At 71.6% G+C, this 25,916-nt stretch carries 17 protein-coding genes; 8 read left to right on the top strand and 9 right to left on the bottom strand.

Going from position 1 to position 25,916, the window contains the following annotated elements; translation table 11 throughout:
* Positions 1 to 49: 49 nt before the first annotated feature.
* Positions 50 to 730 (top strand): endonuclease V, encoded by a 681-nt coding sequence (locus ACZ7LS_RS26105; RefSeq protein WP_382527759.1) that lies wholly within the window; start codon positions 50 to 52, stop codon positions 728 to 730.
* A gap of 53 nt (positions 731 to 783) precedes the next feature.
* Here the strand turns inward: ACZ7LS_RS26105 and ACZ7LS_RS26100 are convergent, their stop codons facing one another.
* Entirely contained in the window at positions 784 to 1,986 is a 1,203-nt protein-coding gene (locus tag ACZ7LS_RS26100; RefSeq protein ID WP_382527757.1) for a saccharopine dehydrogenase family protein, read from the bottom strand.
* A gap of 266 nt (positions 1,987 to 2,252) precedes the next feature.
* Between ACZ7LS_RS26100 and ACZ7LS_RS26095 the strand changes: the two genes are divergently transcribed.
* The 3 genes from ACZ7LS_RS26095 (at position 2,253) to ACZ7LS_RS26085 (ending at position 7,089) form a co-directional block, all read left to right on the top strand.
* The gene (locus tag ACZ7LS_RS26095) at positions 2,253 to 3,407 is read left to right on the top strand and encodes a CaiB/BaiF CoA transferase family protein (protein ID WP_385134638.1); all 1,155 of its coding nucleotides are present in this window, start codon (positions 2,253 to 2,255) and stop codon (positions 3,405 to 3,407) included.
* 111 nt (positions 3,408 to 3,518) lie between these two features.
* On the top strand, positions 3,519 to 4,733 hold the full coding sequence (locus ACZ7LS_RS26090; protein ID WP_382527752.1) for an acetyl-CoA C-acetyltransferase: 1,215 nt from the start codon (positions 3,519 to 3,521) through the stop codon (positions 4,731 to 4,733).
* A 151-nt stretch (positions 4,734 to 4,884) separates the two neighbouring features.
* On the top strand, positions 4,885 to 7,089 hold the full coding sequence (locus tag ACZ7LS_RS26085) for a 3-hydroxyacyl-CoA dehydrogenase NAD-binding domain-containing protein (protein WP_385341634.1): 2,205 nt from the start codon (positions 4,885 to 4,887) through the stop codon (positions 7,087 to 7,089).
* Between the two features lie 137 nt (positions 7,090 to 7,226).
* On the opposite strand, the gene ACZ7LS_RS26080 is transcribed toward ACZ7LS_RS26085, so the two are convergent.
* The 5 genes from ACZ7LS_RS26080 to ACZ7LS_RS26060 all read right to left on the bottom strand — a co-directional run bounded on the left by ACZ7LS_RS26080 (position 7,227) and on the right by ACZ7LS_RS26060 (position 13,098).
* Positions 7,227 to 7,955, bottom strand: a complete 729-nt coding sequence (locus ACZ7LS_RS26080; RefSeq protein ID WP_382970480.1) for a MerR family transcriptional regulator — start codon at positions 7,953 to 7,955, stop codon at positions 7,227 to 7,229.
* Between the two features lie 225 nt (positions 7,956 to 8,180).
* On the bottom strand, positions 8,181 to 9,578 hold the full coding sequence (locus tag ACZ7LS_RS26075; protein WP_382527745.1) for a GH1 family beta-glucosidase: 1,398 nt from the start codon (positions 9,576 to 9,578) through the stop codon (positions 8,181 to 8,183).
* A 199-nt stretch (positions 9,579 to 9,777) separates the two neighbouring features.
* Positions 9,778 to 10,683: a carbohydrate ABC transporter permease gene (locus tag ACZ7LS_RS26070; RefSeq protein ID WP_129772377.1), complete on the bottom strand. Its 906-nt coding sequence runs from the start codon at positions 10,681 to 10,683 to the stop codon at positions 9,778 to 9,780.
* Positions 10,680 to 11,648 carry a carbohydrate ABC transporter permease gene (locus ACZ7LS_RS26065; RefSeq protein ID WP_382527742.1) on the bottom strand — a complete coding sequence of 323 codons (969 nt, stop codon included), beginning with the start codon at positions 11,646 to 11,648 and terminating at the stop codon, positions 10,680 to 10,682. Before ACZ7LS_RS26065 ends, ACZ7LS_RS26070 begins: the two co-directional genes overlap by 4 nt.
* Positions 11,649 to 11,793: 145 nt before the next feature.
* On the bottom strand, positions 11,794 to 13,098 hold the full coding sequence (locus ACZ7LS_RS26060) for an ABC transporter substrate-binding protein (protein ID WP_382527739.1): 1,305 nt from the start codon (positions 13,096 to 13,098) through the stop codon (positions 11,794 to 11,796).
* 266 nt (positions 13,099 to 13,364) lie between these two features.
* On the opposite strand from ACZ7LS_RS26060, the gene ACZ7LS_RS26055 reads away from it, so the two are divergent.
* The gene (locus tag ACZ7LS_RS26055; RefSeq protein ID WP_385134645.1) at positions 13,365 to 15,620 is read left to right on the top strand and encodes a glycosyl hydrolase; all 2,256 of its coding nucleotides are present in this window, start codon (positions 13,365 to 13,367) and stop codon (positions 15,618 to 15,620) included.
* Between the two features lie 132 nt (positions 15,621 to 15,752).
* Here ACZ7LS_RS26055 and ACZ7LS_RS26050 read toward each other — a convergent pair whose 3' ends face one another.
* On the bottom strand, positions 15,753 to 16,793 hold the full coding sequence (locus tag ACZ7LS_RS26050) for a LacI family DNA-binding transcriptional regulator (protein WP_382670811.1): 1,041 nt from the start codon (positions 16,791 to 16,793) through the stop codon (positions 15,753 to 15,755).
* Positions 16,794 to 17,021: 228 nt separating this feature from the next.
* Between ACZ7LS_RS26050 and ACZ7LS_RS26045 the strand changes: the two genes are divergently transcribed.
* Both ACZ7LS_RS26045 and ACZ7LS_RS26040 read left to right on the top strand, forming a co-directional pair.
* Positions 17,022 to 19,100 (top strand): Xaa-Pro dipeptidyl-peptidase, encoded by a 2,079-nt coding sequence (locus tag ACZ7LS_RS26045; RefSeq protein WP_385134647.1) that lies wholly within the window; start codon positions 17,022 to 17,024, stop codon positions 19,098 to 19,100.
* Positions 19,100 to 20,422 carry a M14 family metallopeptidase gene (locus tag ACZ7LS_RS26040; protein ID WP_385134649.1) on the top strand — a complete coding sequence of 441 codons (1,323 nt, stop codon included), beginning with the start codon at positions 19,100 to 19,102 and terminating at the stop codon, positions 20,420 to 20,422. Before ACZ7LS_RS26045 ends, ACZ7LS_RS26040 begins: the two co-directional genes overlap by 1 nt.
* Positions 20,423 to 20,450: 28 nt before the next feature.
* Here the strand turns inward: ACZ7LS_RS26040 and ACZ7LS_RS26035 are convergent, their stop codons facing one another.
* Positions 20,451 to 21,419, bottom strand: a complete 969-nt coding sequence (locus tag ACZ7LS_RS26035) for an FAD-dependent oxidoreductase (RefSeq protein WP_382527726.1) — start codon at positions 21,417 to 21,419, stop codon at positions 20,451 to 20,453.
* 205 nt (positions 21,420 to 21,624) lie between these two features.
* Between ACZ7LS_RS26035 and ACZ7LS_RS26030 the strand changes: the two genes are divergently transcribed.
* Positions 21,625 to 23,262, top strand: a complete 1,638-nt coding sequence (locus ACZ7LS_RS26030) for an ABC-F family ATP-binding cassette domain-containing protein (RefSeq protein WP_385134651.1) — start codon at positions 21,625 to 21,627, stop codon at positions 23,260 to 23,262.
* Between the two features lie 131 nt (positions 23,263 to 23,393).
* On the opposite strand, the gene ACZ7LS_RS26025 is transcribed toward ACZ7LS_RS26030, so the two are convergent.
* Entirely contained in the window at positions 23,394 to 25,772 is a 2,379-nt protein-coding gene (locus ACZ7LS_RS26025) for a Tex family protein (RefSeq protein WP_385134653.1), read from the bottom strand.
* Positions 25,773 to 25,916: the final 144 nt, after the last annotated feature.

Below are 25,916 nucleotides of genomic sequence, written 5' to 3'. Positions count from 1 at the left end.
CGAGGACCCGGCCCCTTCCGGGGGCCTGTCTGACTAGGGTGTGATCACCATGAAGATGATCAGAACACCCGAGGACGAGACCGAGGCCCGCGCCATCCAGGACGAGCTGCGCGGCCTGGTCGTACGGGACGAGCCGGGGCCGGCGCCCGGTACCGGGCTGGTGACGGGCGTGGACGTGGCGTACGACGACGAGCGCGATGTCGTCGCCGCCGCGGCCGTCGTGCTCGACGCCGCCACCCTCGCCGTCGTCGAGGAGGCCACCGCCGTCGGCACGGTCGCCTTCCCGTATGTGCCGGGACTGCTCGCCTTCCGGGAGATCCCCACCGTCCTGGCCGCGCTCGAAGCGCTCACCTCGGACCCCGGTCTCGTCGTCTGTGACGGCTACGGCCTGGCCCACCCGCGGCGCTTCGGGCTCGCCGCGCATCTCGGGGTGCTCACCGGCCTCCCCGTGATCGGCGTGGCCAAGAACCCGTTCACGTTCTCGTACGAGCAGCCGGGCGGCCGGCGCGGTGACTCCTCGCCGCTGCTGGCCGACGACGGCGAGGAGGTCGGCCGGGCGCTGCGCACGCAGGAGGGCGTCAAGCCGGTGTTCGTCTCGGTCGGCCACCGCGTCGGCCTCGACAACGCCTGCGCCCACACGCTGCGGCTGTCGCCCGACTACCGTCTTCCCGAGTCCACCCGGCGGGCCGACGCGCTCTGCCGCCGCGCGCTGCGCGAGACGGCCCACTGAAGGGGATCGCCGGACGCCCCGCCGGGGCTCGGCCGGTGCTCAGCCGGCCGGACCTACTCGTCCAGCGTGCGCGCGTCCACGATCCTGAACCCCAGCCCCGCCGCCCGCAGCCGCCCCAGCAGCGCGTCCCCCATCGCCACCGCCGTGGTCACCTGGCCCGCGGTGTCGGGCAGTTCGTCCAGCGCGAGCGAGAGCGCCGACTCGGCCAGCATCTTCGCCGACTCGTCATAGCCGGGGTCGCCGCCCGAGACCTCGGTGAAGACCCGCCGCCCGCCGCCCGTGCCCACCAGACGCAGCGAGAAGTCGCTCGCCCGCCTGCGTTCGGGGTCAGGGCCGGTGCCCGAGGCGAAGCGCCGCGTCAACCAGTTGCGGACCGGGGGCAGTTGGGCCAGGGCGACGCCCGCTCCCGCCGCCGCGCTGCCGCCCAGCGCCACCGGCAGTGTCTTCACCCCGGCGAAGTACCGGTAGCGGAAGTCGGGGCCGTAGCGCGGCAGCGCCGCCGCCGAGCGCGCCACCACCTGTGCGTCGATCGTCGGCAGTGGCAGTGCCCAGTACCCGGTCTCCCGGCTGAAGTGCGGTGCGCCGAGCGATCCGCGCACGCGGCGGCCGACCTGCCTCGGTTCGTACAGCCGCCGCTCCCGCGCCGCGTGCAGCAGCTGTCGGCCGCGGCTCATGGCGGTCATCGCGGAGGCGAGTGTTCCGCCGGAGAACAGGGCGTTGGAGCGTACGAACGCGTCCACGCGCAGCGGTACGTCCTCCGGCAGTCGCTGGACCGTGAGGTACGCGCCCAGGTCGCTCGGGACGGCGTCGAAGCCGCAGGCGTGCACGAGCCGCGCCCCGGTCTCCCGGGCGCGGACGTCGTAGTGCAGATACATCCGGTCCAGGAACTCGGCCTCGCCACACAGATCGGCGTAGTCCGTCCCCGCCTCCGCGCACGCCGCGACGAGCCCCTCGCCGTACCAGAGATACGGCCCGACGGTCGAGGCGACGACCCGGGCGGACTCGGCGAGGGTCCGCAGCGCGTCGGGGTCCGCCGAGTCGGCCCGCAGTACGGGGAGCACGGCGCAGGCCGGATTGAGCGCGGTGAGCCGTTCCCGCAGCCGCTCCAGCCGGGTGAGATCGCGACCGGCGAGGGCCCAGCGGCAGTTCTCGGGCGCGTGGGCCGCGAGATACTCCGCGGTCAGCGTCCCCACGAAGCCCGTCGCTCCGAACAGCACGATGTCGTACGGGCGCTCCGTCCCGTTCCTCCTGGCCATTGGCTCCTCCGCCGTTCGGTCCCGCTCCACTGCCGGTGGCCGAGGCTAGTGCCCTCCCGGGGATCCGTTGGCCCTCCCGGCGATGATTGCCCCTGGCGTGAGATCTCACGGGCGTGAGTGGGAACGCTCATCGCGAACCGGTCCGGGTCGGCATAGGCTCGACAGTGAACTAAGCGCTTGCTCTGCCCGGAGGGTTGTGCGGAGTGGAACACGTTCTTAGCATCACTGCTGTTACATCAGTTGTGTCACATAGGGCTGGGAGTCGGATGACAGCCGCAGGAAACGGTCCCCTGACCGGCGTACGCGTGGTCGAACTGGCCGGTATCGGCCCCGGCCCGTTCGCCGCGATGACCCTCGCCGATCTCGGCGCCGATGTCGTACGGGTCGACCGTCCCGGCGGTGCGGGCCTCGGCATCGATCCGGCGCACGACCTGACCAACCGCAACAAGCGGTCCGTGCTGATCGACCTCAAGACCGAGGACGGCGTGGCCCGCGTCCTCGATCTGGCCGAGCGCGCCGACGTACTCATCGAGGGATACCGGCCGGGTGTCGCCGAGCGCCTCGGCGTCGGCCCCCAGGAGTGTCTGCACCGCAATCCGCGGCTGGTGTACGGGCGGATGACGGGCTGGGGCCAGGACGGCCCGCTCGCCGGGCGCGCCGGGCACGACATCGGCTACATCGCCGTCACCGGCGCGCTCTCCATGATCGGCACGGCGGGGGAGCCGCCCGCGCTGCCGGCGAATCTGCTCGGCGACTACGCGGGGGGCGCGCTCTATCTGGTCATCGGGGTCCTCGCGGCGCTCCAGCACGCGCGTACGCCCGACGGCGCCGGACAGGTGGTGGACGCGGCGATCGTGGACGGCACCGCCCATCTCACCACCATGATCCACGCCATGATGGGCGCGGGCGGCTGGCAGGACCGGCGAGGCGCCAATCTGCTCGACGGCGGCAGTCCGTTCTACGGTTCGTACGAGACCGCCGACGGCGAGTACATGGCGGTCGGCGCGCTGGAACAGCGCTTCTACAACGAGTTCGTGGAGCTGCTCGGCATCGCCGAAGAGCTGCCGCCGCGCAAGGACTTCGGGCGCTGGGACGAGCTGCGCGAGGCGGTCGCCGCCCGGTTCAGAACGAAGACGCGTCAGGAGTGGACGGCGGTCTTCGAGGGCTCGGACGCCTGTGTCGCGCCGGTGCTCTCCCTGCGCGAGGCCCCGTCCCACCCCCAGCTGGCGGCCCGCGGCACCTTCACCGACCACGCGGGACTCACCCAGCCCGCCCCCGCGCCGCGGTTCTCCGCCACTCCCGGGTCGGTGCGCCGCCCGCCCGCGCGGCCCGGCGCCCACACCGGCGAGGTGGCGCGCGACTGGGATCTGCCCGTACGCGCCACGGGTGACAACGCCACGGGGGACAAGGAGGGCAGCTGAGGTGAACCGCCGGATCCTCGCCGCCGGGCCGTTCTCCGCACACCGGCACCTCCGCATCGTTCCGTTCCCCCCTTTCCCCGGCTCTCCTCCTCATCCTGAAAGGCAGTCGCCGTGAGTACCGAAGCGTTCGTCTACGACGCGATCCGCACCCCGCGCGGCCGCGGCAAGGCCAATGGCGCCCTGCACGGCACGAAGCCGATCGATCTCGTCGTCGGACTGATCCATGAGCTGCGCCGCCGCCTCCCCGGACTCGACCCGGCGGCGATCGATGACATCGTGCTCGGTGTCGTGAGCCCGCTCGGCGACCAGGGCTCGGACATCGCCCGGATCGCGGCCATCGCCGCCGGACTGCCCGACTCCGTCGCCGGCGTGCAGGAGAACCGCTTCTGCGCCTCCGGTCTGGAGGCCGTCAACCTGGCCGCCGCCAAGATCCGCTCCGGCTGGGAGGATCTGATCCTCGCGGGCGGCGTCGAGTCGATGTCGCGCGTGCCGATGGGCTCCGACGGCGGCGCCTGGGCCATGGACCCGATGACCAGCTTCGCGACGGGCTTCGCCCCGCAGGGCATCGGCGCCGACCTGATCGCCACCCTCGGCGGCTTCAGCAGGCGCGATGTCGACGAGTTCGCCGCGCTGTCCCAGGAACGGGCGGCCATCGCGTGGAAGGAGGGCCGTTTCGACCGCTCGGTCGTGCCGGTCCTTGACCGCAACGGGCTCACCGTCCTCGACCGCGACGAGCACATGCGCCCCGGCACCACCGCCGACTCGCTCGCCGCGCTGAAGCCCTCGTTCGCCGGGATCGGCGACCGGGGCGGCTTCGACGCCGTCGTCCTCCAGAAGTACCACTGGGTCGAGAAGATCGACCACGTCCACCACGCGGGCAACTCGTCCGGCATCGTGGACGGCGCGGCCCTGGTCGCCATCGGCTCCCGGGAGACCGGCGAGCGCTACGGACTCACGCCCCGCGCCCGGATTGTCTCCGCGGCCGTCTCAGGCTCCGAGCCGACGATCATGCTCACCGGCCCCGCCCCCGCCAGCCGCAAGGCACTCGCCAAGGCCGGACTGACCATCGACGACATCGATCTCGTCGAGATCAACGAAGCCTTCGCGGCGGTCGTACTGCGCTTCGCCGGGGAGATGGGCCTCCCGCTCGACAAGGTCAATGTCAACGGCGGCGCCATCGCGCTCGGCCATCCGCTGGGAGCCACCGGCGCGATGATCCTCGGCACGCTCGTCGACGAACTGGAGCGTCAGGACAAGCGGTTCGGCCTCGTCACGCTCTGCGTCGGCGGCGGCATGGGCGTCGCCACCGTCGTGGAACGTCTCTGACGGCCCGCACTCCCGCCTCTCCTGACCCCCGGGCCTCTCCTGGACCCACCCGTCCCTCCCGGATCCCCGCCCTGGCCCCCTGAACCCCGGCCCTCCCGGACCCCCGCCCTTTCTGGCCCCCCGCCCGGATTCCCCGATACGGAGCAGCAGCATGAGCGAGTCCACCACCCCGGCCTCCCCGGCGATTCGCTGGGAGCAGGACGGGACCGGTGTCGTCACCCTCGTCCTCGACGACCCCGTCCAGTCCGCCAACACCATGAATCAGGCGTTCCGGCAGTCCATCGCGGCGATCGCCGACCGTGTGGAGGCCGAGAAGGACAGCATCCGCGGCATCATCGTCACCTCCGCGAAGAAGACCTTCTTCGCGGGCGGCGACCTCAAGGACATGATCAAGCTCGGCCCGGCCGACGCCGCGGGGATCTTCGAGAGCAGCATGGCCATGAAACGTGCCCTGCGCCGTATCGAGACCCTCGGCAAGCCCGTCGTCGCCGCCCTCAACGGCGCGGCCCTGGGCGGCGGTTACGAGATCGCCCTCGCCTGCCACCACCGGATCGCCCTGGACGCGCCCGGCTCCAAGATCGGGCTGCCCGAGGTGACGCTCGGGCTGCTGCCGGCGGGCGGCGGGGTCACCCGTACCGTACGGCTGATGGGCGTCGCGGACGCGCTGCTCAAGGTGCTGCTCCAGGGCACCCAGTACTCCCCGGCGCGCGCCTTGGAGAACGGGCTGGTCGATGAGGTCGCCACCAGCGCGGACGACATGCTCGCGCGCGCCCGCGCCTTCATCGACGCCCACCCCGAGTCGTCCCAGCCGTGGGACGTCAAGGGCTACAAGATCCCCGGCGGTACGCCCTCCAGCCCCCGCTTCGCCGCCAATCTGCCCGCGTTCCCCGCCAACCTGAAGAAGCAGACGGCGGGCGCCCCGTACCCGGCGCCGCGCAATATCCTCGCCGCGGCCGTCGAGGGTTCCCAGGTCGACTTCGAGACCGCGCAGACCATCGAGGCGCGCTACTTCACCGAACTGGTCACCGGCCAGACCGCCAAGAACATGATCCAGGCGTTCTTCTTCGACCTCCAGGCCGTCAACTCGGGCGCGGGCCGCCCCCAGGGCGTCGCACCGCGCGAGATCCGCAAGGTCGCGGTCCTCGGCGCCGGGATGATGGGCGCGGGCATCGCGTACTCCTGCGCGCGCGCCGGATTCGACGTCGTACTGAAGGACGTCTCGGAGGAGGCCGCGGCCAAGGGGAAGGCGTACTCCGCGAAACTGCTCGCCAAGGCGCTCTCCCGGGGCCGTACGACCGAGGCCGAGCGGGACGCGCTGCTCGCCCGGATCACCCCGACCGCCGACCCCGCCGACCTCGCCGGATGCGACACGGTGATCGAGGCGGTCTTCGAGGACACCGCGCTCAAGCACAAGGTGTTCCAGGAGATCCAGGAGATCGTCGAGCCCGACGCGCTGCTCTGCTCCAACACCTCCACCCTGCCCATCACGGTGCTCGCCGAGGGCGTCTCCCGGCCCGCCGACTTCATCGGGCTGCACTTCTTCTCACCGGTCGACAAGATGCCGCTCGTGGAGATCATCAAGGGGGAGCGGACCGGGGACGAGGCACTGGCCCGCGCGTTCGATCTCGTACGCGCGATCAGGAAGACCCCGATCGTGGTCAACGACTCGCGCGGCTTCTTCACCTCGCGGGTGATCGGGCAGTTCATCAACGAGGGGGTCGCGCTGGTCGGCGAGGGCGTCGAGCCCGCCTCGGTCGAACAGGCCGCCGCGCAGGCGGGCTACCCCGCCAAGGTCCTGTCCCTGATGGACGAGTTGACGCTCACCCTGCCCAGGAAGATCCGGGACGAGGCGAGGCGCGCGGCCGAGGAGGCCGGAGGCACCTGGACCGCGCACCCGGCGGACGTGGTCATCGACCGCATGGTCGACGAGTTCGGCCGGCCGGGACGCAGCGGGGGCGCGGGTTTCTACGAGTACGGCGAGGACGGCAGGCGGACCCGCCTCTGGCCCGGCCTGCGCGAGCACTTCGGCACACCGGAGGGTGAGGCCGGCACGGAGGTCCCGTTCCTCGACATGACGGAACGGATGCTCTTCTCCGAGGCGCTGGACTCCGTCCGCTGTCTGGAGGAGAACGTCCTGACCTCGGTCGCGGACGCCAATATCGGCTCGATCATGGGCATCGGCTTCCCGGCCTGGACGGGCGGGGTGCTCCAGTACATCAACGGGTACGAGGGCGGCCTGCCCGGCTTCGTGGCGCGCGCCCGGGAGCTGGCGGAGCGGTACGGCGGCCGGTTCGAGCCGCCCGCGCTGCTGGTCGAGAAGGCGGAGCGGGGCGAGACATTCGGCGAGCACGCCTGAGCGGCGACCGTGCCTGAGCGGCGACCGTGCCTGAGCGGCGACCGCGCCTGAGCGGCGAGCACGCCTGAGCGGCGAGCACGCCTGAGCGGCGACCGCGCCTGAGGGACGCGGGCCGCGTTCGAGGCAGAGGAGGATCGTCACTCCGCCTGGAACGCGGCCCGCAGCTCCTCCTTCAGCGACCGCTGGAACGCCGTCACCAGAGCCTGCATCACCAGCGGCCGCATATGCGCCGAGAGCGACTTCATCGCCGCGACATGCCCGGGGCCGGCCCCCTGGTCCCGGTATGGAGTCCACACCTCGTCCCGGAACAGCCGCGTCAGCTCGTACGCCGCCTCGCGCGTGTGCTCCAGCAGGACCGTGCGGGCCGCGAGGATCGTCTCCTGCGGGATCGGCACGTCCAGCAGCTCGACGCCGAGCCGCAGCAGCCCGAGGTCGAGCCGGTAGCCGTCCGGGCCGTCGGCGCGCGCCAGGGCGCCCATCGCGGCGAGCCGGTCGATGTCCTCCTCGGACAGCGCGCGTCCGGCCCGGCGCTCCAGCTCGGCCCGGGTCGCGTCCTCGGTGGAGTCGGGCGCCCAGGAGGCCAGCAGCGCCCGGTGGATGGCCAGCTCCTGCGCGCTCAGACCGGCCGGCAGCCGCTCCAGATACCGTTCGATCGCGGCGAGCGTCATGCCGAGATGCTGAAGCTCCTCGATCAGGGCCAGCCGGGACAGATGGTCCTGGCCGTAATGCCCGACCCGGCGCGGACCGATCACCGGCGGCGGCAGCAGCCCACGGGTGCTGTAGAAGCGGACGGTGCGTACGGTGACCCCGGCACGGGCCGCCAGCTCGTCGACGGTGAGCGTCGGCTCCTCGCTCCCAGTGGCCATCTCCGCGCCTCGCCTTCCGCTGCTGTGGGCCGACAGACCAACAGGTCGACTCGGTGCAACAGTATTGCTGTGCCACCAGCGCGGTGAAACCACCAGCGCGGTGAAAACAGCGGTCACCCCGGGCGGCCACCCCGGACGCGCCGCCTCGCGCGCGCCACCCCGGGCGCCGTGCCCGAGGTGGCGCCCCGGCGGACATCGGTCAGGGCCGGATCGTACGGCCGCGGCTCAGTCCAGACCGCCCCGGCCGATGACCCCCGCGTACCAGCCCGCGCTGTCCTTCACCGTGCGGCGCTGGGTCGCGAAGTCCACATGGACGATGCCGAACCGCTTGCTGTAGCCGTACGCCCACTCGAAGTTGTCCAGCAGCGACCAGAGGAAATAGCCGCGCACCTTCGCGCCGTCCTCGATCGCGCGGTGGACGGCGTGGAGATGGGCCCGCAGATAGGCCACCCGCTCGGGGTCGTGCACCGCGCCGGACGGATCCGCGTAGTCGTCGTACGCCGCGCCGTTCTCGGTGACCATCAGCGGGACGGCCGGCAGCTCGTCCCGCAGCCGCGTCAGCAGTTCGTACAGTCCGTCCGCGTCGACCGGCCAGTCCATCGCGGTACGCGGCCCCGGCGCCGGTACGAACCGCACATGCTTCTCCGCGCCGGGCCACGGTGACGGGGTGTCGCAGGAGCCGGCCGCGACGACCGTGGGGGAGTAGTAGTTGATCCCCAGCGAGTCGATGGGCGTGGCGGCGGTCGCGAGATCGCCGTCCCGGACGAACGACCAGTCCGTCAGCGAGGCCGTGTCCTCGACCAGATCGGCGGGCAGCCGCCCGTGGAACACCGGATCGAGGAAGATCCGGTTCCCGACGGCATCGATCCTGCGCACCGCGTCGAGGTCGGCCGCCGAGTCCGTCAGCGGGCGGGCCGCGTGCAGATTGAGGGTCAGCGAGATCTCGGCCTTCCTCGGCAGCGCGTCGCGCAGCGCGCGGGTGGCAAGACCGTGGGCGAGATTGAAGTGGTGGGCGGCGCGCAGCGCGGCGACCGGGTCCGTACGCCCCGGGGCGTGGACACCGGAGGCGTACCCCAGGAACGCCGCGCACCACGGCTCGTTGAGGGTGGTCCAGGTGGCCACCCGGTCGCCGAGCGCCTCGGCGACGATCCTCGCGTACTCCGCGAACCGCGGCGCCGTGTCGCGCTGCGGCCAGCCGCCCGCGTCCTCCAGCTCCTGGGGCAGATCCCAGTGGTAGAGCGTCGCGACCGGCCGGATCCCCGCCGCCAGCAGCGCGTCCACCAGCCGCCGGTAGAAGTCCAGACCGCGCTGTACGGCCGGGCCGCGGCCGGTCGGCTGGACGCGCGGCCAGGCCACCGAGAAGCGGTAGTCCGTGACCCCCAGCTCCTTCAGCAGCGCGACGTCCTCGTCCATCCGGTGGTAGTGGTCGGCGGCGATGTCGCCGGTGTCGCCGTTGCGGACCCGGCCGGGAGCGCGGCTGAAGGTGTCCCAGATGGACGGGGTACGGCCGTCCTCGGCGGCGGCCCCCTCGATCTGGTACGCGGCGGTGGCCGTCCCCCAGCGGAAGCCGCGGGGGAAGCGCAGCTCCGCGGTGGTCTCGGGACGTGCGTCGACAGCGGTCATATGGAAGGAACTCCCGTGAGATGAGACAGAACGGTGGGGGAGGCGGCGGCGGATTCGTACGGCGCGGCGGCGGGTGCGCGACAGGGGGCGGGTGCGCGACGGACGGGCGTGTGCGACGGACGGGCGTGCGTGACCGGCGGGCGTGCGTGACCGGCGGTGGAGCGCCTGCCGGGTGGGGGGACGCGCGGTGGGCGGGGCATCACCCCTTGACGGCGCCCTGCATGATGCCGCCGACGATCTGCCGGCCCAGCAGACCGAAGACCAGGAGCACGGGCAGCGTGCCGAGCAGAGTGCCCGCCATGATCACGGACTGGTCGTGGACATAACCGCCGCCGAGCTGGCGCAGCGCCACCTGCACGGTCGGATTCTGTGAGGAGAGCGCGATGATCGGCCAGAAGAAGTCGTTCCAGGCGGCCATGAAGGTCAGCATCCCGAGCACGGCCATCCCGGGCCGGGCGATGGGCACCACGATCGACCAGAAGATCCGCGCCGTGGAGGCGCCGTCCACCCGGGCGGCCTCGATCAGCTCGTCGGGCAGCGACTGCACCAGATACTGCCGCATGAAGAACACCCCGAAGGCGGAGACGAGTCCGGGCAGGATGACGGCCTGGAGCTGGTTCACCCACTGGAGTTCGGCGATCAGCATGAACAGCGGGATCACGCCGAGCTGCGGCGGGATCATCATCGTGCCCACGGTCACGGCGAGCAGCGCCCCCCGGCCGCGGAAACGCAGCTTGGCGAAGGCGAACCCCGCGAGGGTGCAGCACAGCACCGTGCCCACGGTGATCGAGCCGGACACGATGAAGGAGTTGAGGAGTGCCTTGCCGATATCGGCCTCGGCCAGCACCGCCTCGAAGTTGCGGATGAGGTTCGGCCCCGGCAGCAGGCTCGGCGGTACCTTCGCCAGCTCGGCGTTGGAGCGGCTGGCGGCGACGATGGTCCAGTAGAACGGGAACACCGAGATGAGCAGCGCGACGGCCAGGATCGCGTACGAGAGCCTGCCCCCGTGCATCGTGCGCCCGGCCCGGCCGCCGCGTCGTACGGAGCGCCGCGGGCGGTCCTCGGTCCCCGGCGGCGGGGTGGGCGGTGCGGCGAGCGCGGTCATCGGCCGGCCTCCTTACGGGAACGGCGGCGGGCGATCAGGGCGTTGACGCCGACCAGCAGCAGGATCAGGACGAACATCACCCAGGCGATCGCGGCGGCCCGGCCCAGATGGAAGAAGCCCCAGCCCTGTTCGTACATATAGAGGCCGAGGGTCTGGTACTGGTGCGAGATACCGCCCGAGATGGACCCCTCGAAGAGCAGCGGCTCACCGAACAGCTGGGTCGCGCCGATCGTCGAGACGACGACGGTGAAGACGATCGTGGGGCGCAGCCCCGGCAGCGTGACATGGATGAACTGCCGCCAGCGCGAGGCCCCGTCGACCTCTGCCGCCTCGTACAGCTCGCTGGGGATGGACTGCATTCCGGCCAGATAGATCAGCGCGTTGTAGCCGGTCCAGCGCCAGATGACGATCGACGAGACGGCGATCTGCGAGGCGACCGTACCGGTCTGCCAGTCGACCGGGTCGAAACCGACCAGCCCCAGTACGTAGTTGATCAGACCGAAGTCACGGCCGAAGAGCTGGGCGAAGACCAGGGTCGCGGCGGCGACCGAGGTGGCGTACGGCAGCAGGATCGCCGTACGGATGAACGTCCGGCCGCGCAGCTTGTAGTTGAGCAGATGGGCCAGGCCGAGGGCCATCGCCAGCTGCGGGACGGTCGACAGCACCCCGATGGTGAAGGTGTTGCGCAGCGAGGTCCAGAAGAACTCGTCGGTGAACAGCGCGGTGTAGTTGCCGAACCCGCGCCACTCCATGTCGCCGGGCGTCTGGAGCTCCACCCGGTAGAGCGAGACGAACGCGGTGTAGATCAGCGGGAACAGCCCGAAGGCCGCGAACAGCGTGAAGAACGGGGCGATATAGGCGTACGGCGAGAAAGCGCGCCAGGCGCGGCGCGCGGCGGACACCCGGGCGGCGGGTGGTCCGGGCGGCGGCGGTGACGCGGCCTTCGCGGTGGCGGTGAGGGTCATGGAACGGCCTTCGGAAGCGTGGGCGAGGGGGAAGGACGGGACCGGGGGCGGGTACTGGGCGGGGACGAGATGTGGAATCCGCCCGGAACCCGCCCCCGGCGACCGCTTCGGCTGACCCGGTGGTCAGCCGACGACGGGGCGGCCGTCAGCCGATGACGTTGTCGACGCCCTTCTTCGCGGTGGACCACGCCTTGTCGGACGAGGTGCCCTTGCGCTCCACCTCGCTCAGCGCGTTGGTGATCTGCTGGTTGACATTGGCGTCATGGACCCCGAGGACCTGCACGGGGGAGGACTTGGCCGCGTCACCGAAGATCTGGCCGATCGGCGCGTCCGAGAAGTACGGGTCCTTGGCGCCCGAGATTTTCTCGATGGCGCCCGTGGCGGACGGGAAGAGCCCCTGCTTCTGGAAGAGCTTGGCCTGCTGTTCGGGTGCGGTCAGCCACTCGATCAGCTCGTACGCCTCCTTCTTGTGCTTGGCGGCGCGCGGGACGGAGAGATACGAGCCGCCCCAGTTGCCCGCGCCGCCGGGCAGCTTGGCGATGTCCCACTTGCCCGAACCGGCGTCCCCGGCCTGGCCCTTGATGTAGCTGAGCATCCAGGCGGGGCACGGAATGGTGGCGAACGAGCCGGCCGCGAACGCCTGGTTCCACTGCGGCGACCACTGGTCGAGCTTGGCGCTCAGCCCGGACTCCGCCGCCTGCACCGAGGTGTCCCAGGCGGTCTTCACGGCCGGGTTGTTCGCGTAGATCAGCTTGCCGGAGGCGTCGTAGTACCGCTCCTTCTCCTGGCCGATCATGATCGAGAAGAGGCTGCCGACGCTGTCGATCCAGGCACCCTTCGCGGGCGCCTTCTTCTTGTACTCCTCGCCGAGGGCGAGATAGCCGTCCCAGGTGGACCACTTCCGGCTCAGCTCGTCACGGTCCGTCGGCAGCCCCGCCTGCTTGAACAGATCCGTGCGGTAGCACATCGCCTCGGGCCCGACGTCCGTGCCGAGGCCCAGGATCCGGCCGTCCTCCGTCGTGGCGGCGGACCACTTGGCTTCGGCGAACTGGTCCTTCAGCTTGTCCGCGCCGTACTGCTTCAAGTCTTCGAACTTGTCGGACTGCTGCTGGGTGACCGAGGCGATCCGGCCCACCTCGACGCCCTGGACGTCGCCGAGCCCGCCCCCGCCGGCCAGCCGGGTCTGGAGCGACTTCCAGTAGTCGGCCTCGTCCTCGGTGTCGCTCTGCTTGATCGTGATGTCCGGGTGGAGTTTCTGGTACTCCGCGTAGAGTCCCGCCTCCTTGTAGCCGAACGATCCGAAGAGGTCGACCGTCAGCGTGACCTTGCCCCCCGCGCTGTCGGAGGTTCCCCCCGAGGAACCGGATCCGCACGCGGCGAGCAGTGCCCCGGAGAGCACGACCGCACCGAGACGGACTGCGGCACGCCTGGCGGCTCGGGCGTTGGGCATGGGAAGCCTCCCTTGGCTTCGGAATACAACGGAGTACCCGCGAGAGGCAGTTGAGAGCGCTCTCAAGAGATGGCTTGGAGCGTGCCCCGGCCTGCCACCCTTCGTCAAGACTCGAACACATAACGGCTGCCGGTCCGTTCCAGGCTCACCGTGAACTGCCGTACGTGCCAGACGTATTGACACTTCTGTTTCAGGAGTTTTACGTTTCCTGCCATCTGAGAGCGCTCTCGGACGCCCTTGCCCCCCATGTCTTCGAGGTGCCGTCCATGTCCGTCTCCCGCGCCAGACCCGCCTCGGCGCTGATTCTGGCCACCGCCCTGGCCGCCATCGGCCTCGGCCCCGCCGCGTCCCCGGCGCTGGCCGCCAACGTGCCCGTCGGCTCAGGCAGTTACTCGGACAGCCGGCCCGCCGGCACATCCGGCCCCACCACCAACACCGGCACTCCCGTCACCCCGAAGGTGACCGAGGCCGCACGCGCCCGGCCGCTGCCCACCAACGACTGGTGGTCCTCGCTGGCCTTCCAGCGGTACGGCGACAACCCGTACTCCACCCCCATGTACGGCCACCCCCTCACCTATCAGGCGACGGCGGGCGGTCTGGAGGTCGGCTATCCGACCACCCCGGCGATCGTCGGCGAGGGCCGCCAGTACGAATACGCCCACAAGGCCGATCTCACTCTCGGCCTGACCGGGCTCAACTCGCCCGACACCAAGGCCGATGCCTGGTCGGACTGGACCGTGACACCGTACTGGTCCGACGGCGCCCGCACCCTGCGGGCCACCATCGGCCACGGTCTGCCCTTCGTCTACGCCAAGGGCTCGGGCGGCGACGCGCGGATCACCACCGCCGCCGCGCCCGCTGTCTTCGCCGACGACGGCAACGTCCTCGGCATCACCGTCGCGGGCCACCACTACGCCCTGTTCGCCCCGTCCGGCAGCGACTGGACCGTTTCCGGGTCCACCGTGACGGCCGGGCTGGGCGGCGCCGACTACTTCTCGCTGGCGGTCCTCCCGTCCACCGACGCGCTCGCCACGTACAAGAAGTACGCGTACAGCTTCGTCACCGGCTCGAAGGTGAGCTGGAGCACCGGGGGCGGCACGGTCAAGGCGACCTACAGCCTCACCACCGAGCCGCAGGAGGGCACCGAGACCGGCACCCTCCAGGCCCTCTACCGGCACCAGTGGCTGAACACCACCGACGCGCTGACCCCGTACACCTATGTCTCACCGCGCGGCACGATGAAGGTCCGCGAGTCCGCCTCCTTCACCACCTCCCAGGCGTCCTCCGGGGTGCTGCCCGCGCTGCCCAGGTCGAGCGCCGTCGACCAGGCGCGGCTCAAGGGCTATCTGGACGAGGTGGCGGGCGCGGCCGATCCGTTCTCGGGCGCCACCGACACGTACTGGACCGGAAAGGCACTGGGCAAACTCGCCCAACTGGTGCCCATGGCCGACCAGATCGGTGAGAGCGCGACCCGCGACAAGCTCCTCGGACTGCTCAAGGGCCGGCTGCAGGAGTGGTTCACTGCGGGCGGCGCGAGTGAGTTCTCGTACGACAAGGACTGGAAGACGCTGATCGGCTACCCGGCGTCCTACGGCAGTGACACGGAACTCAACGACCACCACTTCCACTACAGCTACTACGTGTACGCGGCGGCGATCGTCGCCCAGTACGACCAGGGGTGGGCCGCCGACTCCGCCTGGGGCGGCATGGTGAAGACGCTGATCCGTGACGCCGCCAACCCCAGCCGCACCGACACCGCCTTCCCCTTCCTGCGCGGCTTCGACGTGTACGCGGGCCACAGCTGGGCCTCCGGGCACCAGGGGTTCGCCGCGGGCAACAACCAGGAGTCGTCGTCGGAGTCCACCAACCTCAGCGCCGCGCTCGTCCTGTGGGGCTCCGCGACCGGCGACGCCGGACTGCGCGATCTGGGAAGCTACTTGCTGGCCACCGAGTCCGAGGCGATCGCCCAGTACTGGTTCGACGCCGACGAGGAGGTCTTCCCGTCCTCCTTCGGCCATGACACGGCCGGCATGGTGTGGGGCAGCGGCGCCGCGTACTCCACCTGGTGGACCGCCAACCCCGAGGAGATCCACGGCATCAACGTCCTGCCCGTGACCGGCGGTTCACTGCACCTGGGCCGGGAGAAGGCGGCGATCCGGCGCAATCTCGCCGAGCTGGTACGGGAGAACGGCGGTCCGGCCGTCGAATGGCGCGACATCCTCTGGGAGTTCGAGGCCCTCGCCGATCCGGCGGGCGCCAAGGCCAAGTGGGACGCGGGCAACGCGGGATACACCCCCGAGGCGGGTGAGTCCAAGGCGCACACCTACCACTGGATCGCCACGCTCGACGCGCTCGGCGCCCCCGACGCGACGGTGACCGGGTCCGTCCCGTCGTCGGCCGTCTTCAGCAAGGGCGGCGTACGCACCTACGCGGCGCACAACTTCGAGTCGACGGCGCGGACCGTCACCTTCTCGGACGGTACGACGCTCGACGTACCGGCCCGCTCGACAGCGACGAAGTAGGTGCTGTCCGGTCGATCCTCGTGGATCAGCCCGCGATGCCAGGCGTCGCGGGCCCGCGAAGACCGGCCGGACAGGCCCAGGTCGCCGGACCGCCCGGTAGCGCGCGGGCGGACGCGGGACGGCGGGCCCGGCTCAGGCCGAGGCCCGCCGTACCAGCGTGGTCGGGGTGATCACCGACGCCGGGGCCTCCTCGCCCTCGCGCTCACGGTCGAGCCCGCGCAGCAGCAGCCGCGCCATCAGCCGGCCCTGCCCCTCGATGTCCTGCTGGACGGTGGTCAGCGGCGGGTCGGTGACCCCGGCGACCGAGTCCATGTCGTCGAACCCCACCAGCGCCACCTCGTCCGGCACCGCGATCCCGCGCTCCTTGAGCACCCGCAGCGCGCCCGAGGCCATCAGATCGTTGGCGGCGAACACCGCGTCCAGACCGGGACACCGCTCCAGCAGCGTGACCATCGCCCGCGCCCCGCTCTCCTCGGTGAACGCCCCCTCGGCGATCAGCGCGGGATCCTCGTCCAGCAGCACATCGCGGTAGCCGTCCAGCCGGTCGGTGGCCGAGGTCTGGTCGCGCGGCCCCGCGATATGCGCGATCCGCCGCCGCCCGAGGTCCCGCAGATACCGCACGGCCTCCCGGGCGCCACCGCGGTTGTCGGCGTCCACATACGGCACGGCCCGGTGGTCCGGCGCCTTCGTCCAGCCCGGCCGGCCACCGTAGACCGTCGGCATCCCGGCCCGCCGGGTGATCTCCGGGATCGGGTCGTCGGTGTGCAGGGAGAAGGCGAGCGCGCCGTCGACATGGCCGCCTGCCAGATAGCGGGCGATGCGGTCGTAGTCACCGGGGCCTTCGAGCAGCAGCAGCACCAACTGGTAGTCGTGCGCGGTCAGTTCCTTGCTGATACCGCGGATCTGCTGCGAGAAGAACGGGTCGGAGAAGATCCGGATCTCCGGCTCGGCGATGATCACGGCGACGGCGCCGGTACGCCGGGTGACCAGCGTGCGGGCCGCGTGGTTCGGTACGTAGCCCAGCTCCTCGACCGCTCGTCGCACCTTCTCGACCAGCGGCTGTCGCACCCCCGCCCCGCCGTTGACGACCCGGGAGGCCGTGGCCCGGGAGACACCGGCCAGCGCCGCGACGGCTTCCAGAGTGGGGCGGGCCCCAGGGAACGGCTCGGTCAAGACGTGCGCTCCTCGTCGTACAACGGACAGGACGACTTCCAGCCTAGCCGCTCCCGGCGAATTCCTGAGAGCGCTTCCATGCCGCCCCAGCAGGGGGAAGCGGCGCGCCGCGCCACCCGGGAAGGGCGGCGCGGCGCGGCGGCGGAGCAGCTCGGCGGCGGCGCGGGAGGGCCGCCGCCAGCGACTGCCCTCTTTTGCACGCGAGTTGACGGGGGTACCTTCCGCCCCATGGAGATCCGTGCGCGGGGCGCCCGCTGGTCACGCAGAACGCTGGTCGCGGCAGGCTCCGCGGCGCTGCTGGGGGTCTTGCTCACCCCGACAGGAGCGCAAGGAGCACAAGCGGCACAGGGAGCACGAGCAACGCAAGGCGCACCAGCGGCTCAGGAAACACGGACGGTTCAGGACGCACAGAGCTCGCTGCCGACGGCGACGGCCGGGCCGCCCCGCCGGAGCGAGCCCGTCTACTCCTACGAGAACGCCATCCGGGAGTCCGTCTGGGTGGACACCGGGATCGACGGGGACGCGAACGGCAGCACCGACCGCGTCGCCGTCGATGTCGTACGGCCCCGCGAGGCCGCGCGGTCGGGCCGGAAGATTCCCGTGATCATGGACGCCTCCCCGTACTACTCCTGCTGCGGACGCGGCAACGAGAGCCAGAAGAAGACGTACGACGCGAACGGCGACCCCGCCGGCTTCCCGCTGCACTACGACAACTACTTCGTGCCGCGCGGCTACGCCTTCGTCGCCGTCGACCTGACCGGCACCAACCGCTCCGACGGCTGCGCCGACGTCGGCGGCCGCTCCGACGTCCTGTCAGCCAAGGCCGTCGTCGACTGGCTGAACGGCCGCGCCCGCGCGTACGGCAGCCGTACCGGCAGCGACCCCGTCCGGGCCTCCTGGACCACCGGCGCCACCGGCATGATCGGCAAGAGCTACGACGGCACCATCGCCAACGGCGTCGCCGCCACCGGAGTCAAGGGGCTCAGGACCATCGTCCCGATCGCCGCGATCAGCTCCTGGTACGACTACTACTTCGCCCAGGGCGCCCCCCTCTACGACTCGGGGCCCGAATGGCTCTCCGACTATGTGGAGAGCCCCGAGGCCCGCGACCGCTGCCAGGCCGTTCAGCAGCGGCTGACCGACGAGGCGCCGCGCACCGGTGACTGGACCCGGCTGTGGAGCGAGCGCGACTACGTACGGAACGCCGGCAAAGTCAGGGCCAGCGTCTTCGCCGTACACGGCATGCAGGACCTCAACGTCCGCACCAAGCACCTCGGCCAGTGGTGGGACGCGCTCGCCGACGCGGGCGTCGAGCGCAAGATCTGGCTCTCCCAGACCGGCCATGTCGACCCGTTCGACTTCCGCCGTACCGCATGGGTCGACACCCTGCACCGCTGGTTCGACCACTATCTGCTCGGTTACGACAACGGCGTCGACCGCGAGCCCATGGCGGACATCGAGCGCGCCCCCGACCGCTGGACCACCGACACGGTGTGGCCGCCGCGCGCCACCGACGCCACCACCGTGCGGCCCGCCACGGGCGAGGTCCCCGGCGTCGGCACGCTCGGCCGTACCCCCGCCCGGCCCGGCACGACCGAGACCTTCACGGACGATCCGCGCCTGAGCGAGTCCGACTGGGCCGCGGACATCGACCGGTCCACCTCCGCCAAGTCCGGCTTCGTCACCCGGCCGCTCAGCCGCGATCTGCGGCTCTCCGGCTCCTCCACGGTGACCGTCACCGCCACCCCGTCCACCTCGACCGCCCATCTCTCCGCGGTCCTCGTCGACCTCGGCCCCGACACCATCCGTGACTACGGGCACGCGGGCGAGGGCATCACCACCCTCTCCGCACGCACCTGCTGGGGCCCGAGCACCACCGCCGACAGCTCCTGCTACCGGGAGACCGAGGCCAGGACGGCGGACGTCGACCACACCGTCTTCAGCCGGGGCTGGGCCGATCTCGGCACCTACGCCTCGGCCGGCCACGGCCGTCCGCTCACCCCCGGCAAGCCGTACACCCTCACCGTCCAGCTCGCCGCGAGCGACCATGTCGTACCCGCCGGCCACCGGCTCGCCCTGATCATCGCCGGCACGGACCAGGGCCTGATCGACCCGCCGTCCACCACCCCGACCCTCACCCTCGATCTCGCCCGAACGTCCGCGAAGCTGCCGCTCGTCGGCGGCGCCGAGGCCTTCACCCGCGCCACGACCGGCCCCGTCCCGCCGCACAGCGCGCCCCGAGAGTCCCGTCCGAACGGCGTGGCCGAGCCGCGCCGGACACCTCCGATCCCGGGAGACCGCACCTGATGACACCCCGTCTGCGCACTTTCGTCCTGGCGGTGACCGCCGCGGCCCTCGTACTGCCGATCGCGGCGCTCCCCGCCCAGGCCACCCCCGGTCAGGCCACGTCCGGTGAGTCCGCCTCCGGTTACGGCGCCGATGCCCCGCCGCGTACGGAATTCGAGACCAGCGCGGGCGCGAACTGGACCAGCCAGGCGCAGGAGCAGCGGTTCCTGTCCGCCGTCGACCGCGGCAGCGACCGCGCCGCTCTGACGACCATCGGCACCACCAAGCAGGGCCGGCCGCTCCAGCTCGTCGAGCTGGGCGCCCGGCGCGCGCCCGCCACCGTGCTGCTGGTGTGCAGCCAGCACGGCGACGAGCCGTCGGGCCGTGAGGCGTGTCTGACCACCGTCCGCGACCTCGCCTACGCCGAGGACCGCGCCACGCAGCGCTTCCTGGCCCGTACGAGCGTGCTCGTCGTCCCGACCGCCAACCCGGACGGCAGGGCCGCCGATACCCGCGGCAACTCCGACGGCGTCGACATCAACCGCGACCACATCGCGCTGAAGACGGCCGAGGGCCGCGCGATGGCCGCCGTCATCCGCGACCGGCAGCCGGACATCATCTACGACCTGCACGAGTACGGCGCCACCCCGCCGTACTACGACGAGGATCTGTTCGACCTCTGGCCACGCAACCTCAACACCGACGCGCGGGTGCACGACGAGGCGCGGACGCTGTCGGAGCGGTACGTACGCCCAGCCGCGCGCGCGGCCGGCCACTCCATCGGCACCTACGGCATCTGGACCGACCCGGCGACCGGCGACCCCATCAGGCAGACCGCCGGCGACGGCCAGGAACGCATCCTGCGCAACGCCTCGGGGGTCAAGCACGCGATCGGCCTGCTGATCGAGAGCCGGGTCGATCCCCTCACCGACGCCGAGAAGGCCGACGAGGCACTCAACAACCGCCGCCGCGTGACCAGCCAACTCGACTCGCTGAAGGGCCTGTTCACCTTCACCGACGAGCGAAGGGCACGGATCGTGACCGCCACGGCCACCGCCAGGCTCGCCGGGCTCAAGGACCGCGGCCCGGTCTATCTCGGCGGCGCCGACAACGAACCCGCGGCCCCCGAGAAGATCCTCCAGGACCCGCCGTGCGGCTACCGCCTCGACGCGGCCCAGTACGCGGACGTCAAGGACGAACTCGCCCTGCACGGTGTGGTGTCCGTACCGCTCGGCAAGGGCGCGTTCGTACCGCTCCGCCAGTCGCAGCGGAATCTGGTGCCGCTGCTCCTCGACGAGCGGGCGGAATACCACCTGACGGCCGCGACCCCCGCCGCCTGCTGACCGCTCGTTCCGGTTCGTCCGGCTCGCTCTACGCGGTGGCCACCGCCAGCCCGGCGGCGGCCACCGCGCAGCCCCAGGCCACGGTGACTCCCGCGCCGCCGTGCCCGTAGTTGTGCACCACGCGCCCGCCCCCGGGCAGTCGCTCGGCCTCCAGCCGGACGCGGGGGCGGGCGGGCCGCAGCCCCACCCGGTGCTCCAGCACCCGCGCCCCGGCCAGTTCGGGCCGGATCCGGGCGCAGCGCGCCACGATCGCCTCGGCCTCGGCCGGGTCGGGACTCAGATCCCAGGAGTGATCGCTCGCCGTGCCGCCGAGCAGGACCCCGTACGGCTGAGGCATCAGATACGTCATCGCGGAGGAGCCCGCGCCGGCCGCCACGAACCACTCGTCGATCCCCGGGTTCTCCACGATCACCACCTGACCGCGCACCGGATACAGCGAGGCGTCCCCCGCCAGCTCCCTGGCACCGAGCCCGGTGCAGTCGATCACGGCGGACGACTCGGCCGCCGGCTCGGCGAAGCCCGTGACCGACCGCCGCTCGACGGTGCCGCCCGCCGTACGCAGCCGCGTCTTCAGATAGCGCAGATACACCGGCATGTCGATCAGCGGGACCGCGGCCCGCAGCCCCTGGGCCACACCGCCGGGCAGCTCGTCCGTACGGGCCTCGCGCAGCTCGGGCACCCGGGAGGCCCAACTGCCCAGTCCCGCCAGCGGGGTGTCCGTCATCAGCCCCGCGACGATACGCACCCCGGTCCTGTCCGGGGTCCGCGCGAGCTGTACGTAGTGGCGCAGCGACTCCTCCAGCCAGGCGCCGACCTGGCGCGCGGGCTCGATGCGATAGGGCCAGACCAGCGCTCCCGCCACCGCCGAGGTGGTCCGCGCCACTGGATCGCGGGTCCACAGCGCGACGCGGTGGCCGCCTTCCGCGAGGACCACCGCCGTCGTCAGACCTATGACTCCGCCGCCCACCACGATCACTTCAGTGTCAGTGCCGCTCATGCCCGGACCGTACCGGAATCCGCCCCGCCAGGGCGTGTCCGCGCGGTCTCCCCCCGCCCGCGACACCCGGCCCGCGACACCCGGCCCGCGACACCCGGCCCGCACACGCGCCGCGTTGCCGGCGCGCACGCACCCGATGCCGCGAGCCCCGCCCTCCGGGCGGACGGCGCCGGGTGGTGGATCAGGGCCTAGAATCACCGGTCTGATGACTGCCACGCTCGTAGCCAAGGACCTCGCCGCGGGACACGGCGACCGCTCACTCTTCTCCGGGCTCGATCTGGTCGTCGCGCCCGGCGATGTGATCGGACTCGTGGGTGCCAACGGCGCCGGGAAGTCCACTCTCCTCCGGCTGCTCGCCGGGATGGACACCCCCGAGGAAGGACAGCTGAGGCTGTCCCCGCCCACCGCCGCCGTCGGCCACCTCCCCCAGGAGCCCGAGCGGCGCCCTGGGGAGACCGTACGGGCCTTCCTGGGCCGCCGTACCGGCGTCACCGCGGCGCAGACCGCCCTGGACGAGGCGACGCAGGCGCTGGTCGACGGCGCGCCGGGCGCCGATGACGCCTACGCGGCCGGCCTGGAGCGCTGGCTCGCCCTCGGCGGCGCCGACCTCGACGAACGGGCGGAGGAGGTCGCCGCCTCACTCGGCCTGACCGTCGGCCTCGACCAGCCCATGACCACCCTCTCCGGCGGCCAGGCCGCCCGCGCGGGCCTGGCCTCCCTGCTGCTCTCGCGGTACGACGTCTTCCTGCTCGACGAGCCGACCAACGACCTCGATCTCGACGGCCTCGACCGTCTGGAGAGCTTCGTCTCGGGGCTGCGCGCCGGCACCGTCGTCGTCAGCCATGACCGCGAGTTCCTGGTACGGACGGTGACCAAGGTGCTCGAACTCGACCTCGCCCAGCAGAAGATCACACTCTTCGGGGGTGGCTACGAGGCGTATCTGGAGGAGCGCGAGACCGCACGGCGCCATGCCCGTGAGGAGTTCGAGGAGTACGCGGACAGGAGGTCCGCCTTGGAGGCGCGGGCCCACACCCAGCGCGCCTGGATGGAGAAGGGCGTCAGGAACGCCCGGCGCAAAGCGAGCGACAACGACAAGATCGGCCGGAAGTTCCGTACCGAATCCAGCGAGCAGCAGGCGGCCAAGGCGCGCCAGACACAGCGGCTGATCGAACGCCTCGATGTGGTCGAGGAGCCCCGCAAGGAGTGGGAACTGCGGATGGAGATCGCCGCGGCGGACCGGTCGGGGGCCGTGGTGGCGACGCTTCGCGCGGCCGAAGTGGCGCGCGGCGACTTCCATTTCGGGCCGGTGACGCTCCAGATCGACCGGGCCGACCGGGTCGCCATCACCGGGGCCAACGGAAGCGGCAAGTCCACGCTCCTGGCCGCCCTGCTGGGCCGCCTTCCCCTGGACGCGGGACATGCCACCCTCGGCTCGGGCGTGGTCGTCGGTGAGGTGGACCAGGCACGCGCCCTCTTCCACGGCCCCGAGACCCTGCTGGACGCCTTCCGTACGGCGGTCCCCGCCACAGAACCGGCCGACATCCGCACGCTGCTCGCGAAGTTCGGCCTCAAGTCCGGCCATCTCCTGCGCCCCGCGACCACGCTCTCGCCGGGCGAACGCACCCGTTCCGCGCTCGCGCTCCTCCAGGGCCGGGGCGTCAACCTCCTGGTCCTGGACGAGCCGACCAACCATCTCGACCTGCCGGCCATCGAACAGCTGGAGTCGGCGCTCGACTCCTATGACGGGACGCTGCTGCTGGTCACCCATGACCGCAGGATGCTGAACGCGGTCCATACGACCCGCCGTCTCGATGTGGCGGACGGCAAGGTCACCGAGATCTGAGGGCGGCGCAAGGGATCCGAGAGCGGCGCGGGAGGCACGAGGGCCGGGGCTCCTGTCTGGCCCGGAGCCCCCCGCCCCCCCCCGCATCAACCCGTACCCCCGCGCACCAGCACCGTCGCGCCCGGAGCGCCTCAGCGTCGCTTGCCGCCGCCGTTCGGATCCGTCAGACCCGCCCGTCGCAGGGCGTCCGCCATCGCGCTGTTCGCCGGCGGCGGGGCCGTCGCCTGACGTCCGCCACCGCCGCCCCGGCCACCGCGCCCGCCTTGCCGCTGCTGCGGAGGCCGCCCGCCGCCGCCCCCGGACCGCTCCCGGTCCCGGTCCTGCTTGGCCGGCTGCGCCTCGTCGTCCAGCCGCAGCGTCAGGGAGATCCGCTTACGGGGGATGTCGACGTCCATCACCTTCACCTTGACGACATCACCCGGCTTCACCACCTCCCGCGGGTCCTTCACGAAGTTCCTGGACATGGCGGAGACATGGACCAGTCCGTCCTGGTGCACCCCGATGTCGACGAACGCGCCGAACGCGGCGACGTTTGTCACGACCCCCTCCAGCACCATCCCGGACGCCAGATCGCCGAGCTTCTCGACGCCGTCCTTGAACGTGGCCGTCTTGAACGCCGGCCTCGGGTCCCGCCCCGGCTTCTCCAGCTCGCGCAGGATGTCGGTGACGGTCGGCAGCCCGAAGGACTCGTTCACGAAATCGTCGGGCCGCAGCGTGCGCAGCACCGACGCGTTCCCGATCAGCGCGGCGACCTCACTGCCCGTCCTCTTCACCATCGACCGCACCACCGGATACGCCTCGGGGTGCACGCTCGACGCGTCCAGCGGGTCGTCACCGCCGCGGATACGGAGGAAGCCCGCGCACTGCTCGTACGCCTTCGGACCGAGCCGCGCCACATCCTTGAGCGCGCGCCGCGAACGGAACGGCCCGTTCGCGTCACGGTGGGCCACGATGTTCTCGGCGAGTCCCGCCCCGATGCCCGACACGCGCGAGAGCAGCGGCGCGGAAGCGGTGTTGACGTCGACGCCGACCCCGTTCACACAGTCCTCGACGACCGCGTCCAGCGAGCGGGACAGCTTCACCTCGGACAGATCGTGCTGGTACTGGCCGACACCGATCGACTTGGGATCGATCTTCACCAGCTCGGCCAGCGGGTCCTGGAGCCGGCGCGCGATGGAGACCGCGCCGCGGATCGACACATCCAGATCGGGCAGCTCCTGCGAGGCGAACGCGGAGGCGGAGTACACGGAGGCGCCCGCCTCCGAGACCATCACCTTCGTGAGCTTGAGCTCGGGGTGCTTGGCGATCAGCTCACCGGCGAGCTTGTCGGTCTCCCGGGACGCCGTGCCATTGCCGATGGCGACCAGATCGACGGAGTGCTCCTTCGCCAGCCGGGCCAGCTTCGCGAGCGACTCGTCCCACTTGTTCGCGGGCACATGGGGGTAGATCGTGTCGATGGCGACGACCTTGCCGGTCGCGTCGACCACGGCCACCTTCACGCCCGTACGGAACCCGGGGTCGAGCCCGAGCGTGGCGCGGGTGCCGGCCGGGGCCGCCAGCAGCAGATCACGGAGGTTGGCGGCGAACACCCGTACCGCCTCGTCCTCGGCGGCGGTCCGCAGCCGGAGCCGGAGGTCGATCCCCAGATGCACCAGGATGCGGGTGCGCCACGCCCAGCGCACCGTGTCGGCGAGCCACTTGTCGGCGGGACGGCCGCGGTCGGCGACGCCGAAGCGGCGCGCGACCATGTTCTCGTACATGCTCGGGCCCGGCTGCTCCGACGGCTCCTCGGGCTCCAGGACGAGATCGAGGACATCCTCCTTCTCACCACGGAGCATCGCGAGCACGCGGTGCGAGGGCAGCTGGGAGAAGCCCTCGGCGAAGTCGAAGTAGTCGGCGAACTTGGCGCCGGCCTCCTCCTTGCCGTCCCGCACCTTCGCCACGAGCCGGCCCCGGGTCCACATCCGTTCACGCAGCTCACCGATGAGATCGGCGTCCTCGGAGAACCGCTCCGTGAGGATGGAACGGGCGCCGTCCAGCGCGGCCGCCGGGTCGGCGACCCCCTTGTCCGCGTCCACGAACGCGGTGGCCGCGGCGAGCGGTTCCACCGAGGGATCGCTCAACAGCCCCTCGGCGAGCGGCTCCAGACCGGCCTCCCGGGCGATCTGCGCCTTCGTACGCCGCTTGGGCTTGAACGGCAGGTAGATGTCCTCCAGCCGCGCCTTGGTGTCGGCCGCCCGGATCCGCGCCTCCAGGGCGTCGTCGAGCTTGCCCTGCTCGCGTACGGACTCCAGGATCGCCCCCCGCCGCTCTTCCAGTTCGCGCAGATACCGCAGCCGCTCCTCAAGCGTGCGCAGCTGCGCGTCGTCGAGCATCTCGGTCGCTTCTTTGCGATAGCGCGCGATGAACGGCACGGTCGACCCGCCGTCGAGCAACTCGACGGCCGCCTTCACCTGCCGCTCCCGTACGCCGAGTTCCCCGGCGATCCTGCCTTCGATGGACGTCGTCACGATCACGCTCCGCTGTTCAGTGGTCCGCCGTCTGCATTGTGGCAGGTGGCACCGACATCAGCGGGCACGACCGGCGGTGACGAGCCGGTACGGGGAGCCGTACGGCAGCGCACGACGGCCGTACGGCAGCGCACGACGGCCGTA

The organism is Streptomyces sp. NPDC039430 (assembly GCF_055639435.1).
This window is presented reverse-complemented; position numbering and strand designations above follow the sequence as displayed.

What these genes read in the sequence shown, in the direction of transcription:
- ACZ7LS_RS26105 (WP_382527759.1), top strand. Translation starts at nt 50, where the DNA reads ATGAAGATGATCAGAACACCCGAGGACGAGACCGAGGCCCGCGCCATC.
- ACZ7LS_RS26100 (WP_382527757.1), bottom strand. Translation starts at nt 1,986, where the DNA reads ATGGCCAGGAGGAACGGGACGGAGCGCCCGTACGACATCGTGCTGTTC.
- ACZ7LS_RS26095 (WP_385134638.1), top strand. Translation starts at nt 2,253, where the DNA reads ATGACAGCCGCAGGAAACGGTCCCCTGACCGGCGTACGCGTGGTCGAA.
- ACZ7LS_RS26085 (WP_385341634.1), top strand. Translation starts at nt 4,885, where the DNA reads ATGAGCGAGTCCACCACCCCGGCCTCCCCGGCGATTCGCTGGGAGCAG.
- ACZ7LS_RS26080 (WP_382970480.1), bottom strand. Translation starts at nt 7,955, where the DNA reads ATGGCCACTGGGAGCGAGGAGCCGACGCTCACCGTCGACGAGCTGGCG.
- ACZ7LS_RS26075 (WP_382527745.1), bottom strand. Translation starts at nt 9,578, where the DNA reads ATGACCGCTGTCGACGCACGTCCCGAGACCACCGCGGAGCTGCGCTTC.
- ACZ7LS_RS26070 (WP_129772377.1), bottom strand. Translation starts at nt 10,683, where the DNA reads ATGACCGCGCTCGCCGCACCGCCCACCCCGCCGCCGGGGACCGAGGAC.
- ACZ7LS_RS26065 (WP_382527742.1), bottom strand. Translation starts at nt 11,648, where the DNA reads ATGACCCTCACCGCCACCGCGAAGGCCGCGTCACCGCCGCCGCCCGGA.
- ACZ7LS_RS26060 (WP_382527739.1), bottom strand. Translation starts at nt 13,098, where the DNA reads ATGCCCAACGCCCGAGCCGCCAGGCGTGCCGCAGTCCGTCTCGGTGCG.
- ACZ7LS_RS26055 (WP_385134645.1), top strand. Translation starts at nt 13,365, where the DNA reads ATGTCCGTCTCCCGCGCCAGACCCGCCTCGGCGCTGATTCTGGCCACC.
- ACZ7LS_RS26045 (WP_385134647.1), top strand. Translation starts at nt 17,022, where the DNA reads ATGGAGATCCGTGCGCGGGGCGCCCGCTGGTCACGCAGAACGCTGGTC.
- ACZ7LS_RS26040 (WP_385134649.1), top strand. Translation starts at nt 19,100, where the DNA reads ATGACACCCCGTCTGCGCACTTTCGTCCTGGCGGTGACCGCCGCGGCC.
- ACZ7LS_RS26035 (WP_382527726.1), bottom strand. Translation starts at nt 21,419, where the DNA reads ATGAGCGGCACTGACACTGAAGTGATCGTGGTGGGCGGCGGAGTCATA.
- ACZ7LS_RS26030 (WP_385134651.1), top strand. Translation starts at nt 21,625, where the DNA reads ATGACTGCCACGCTCGTAGCCAAGGACCTCGCCGCGGGACACGGCGAC.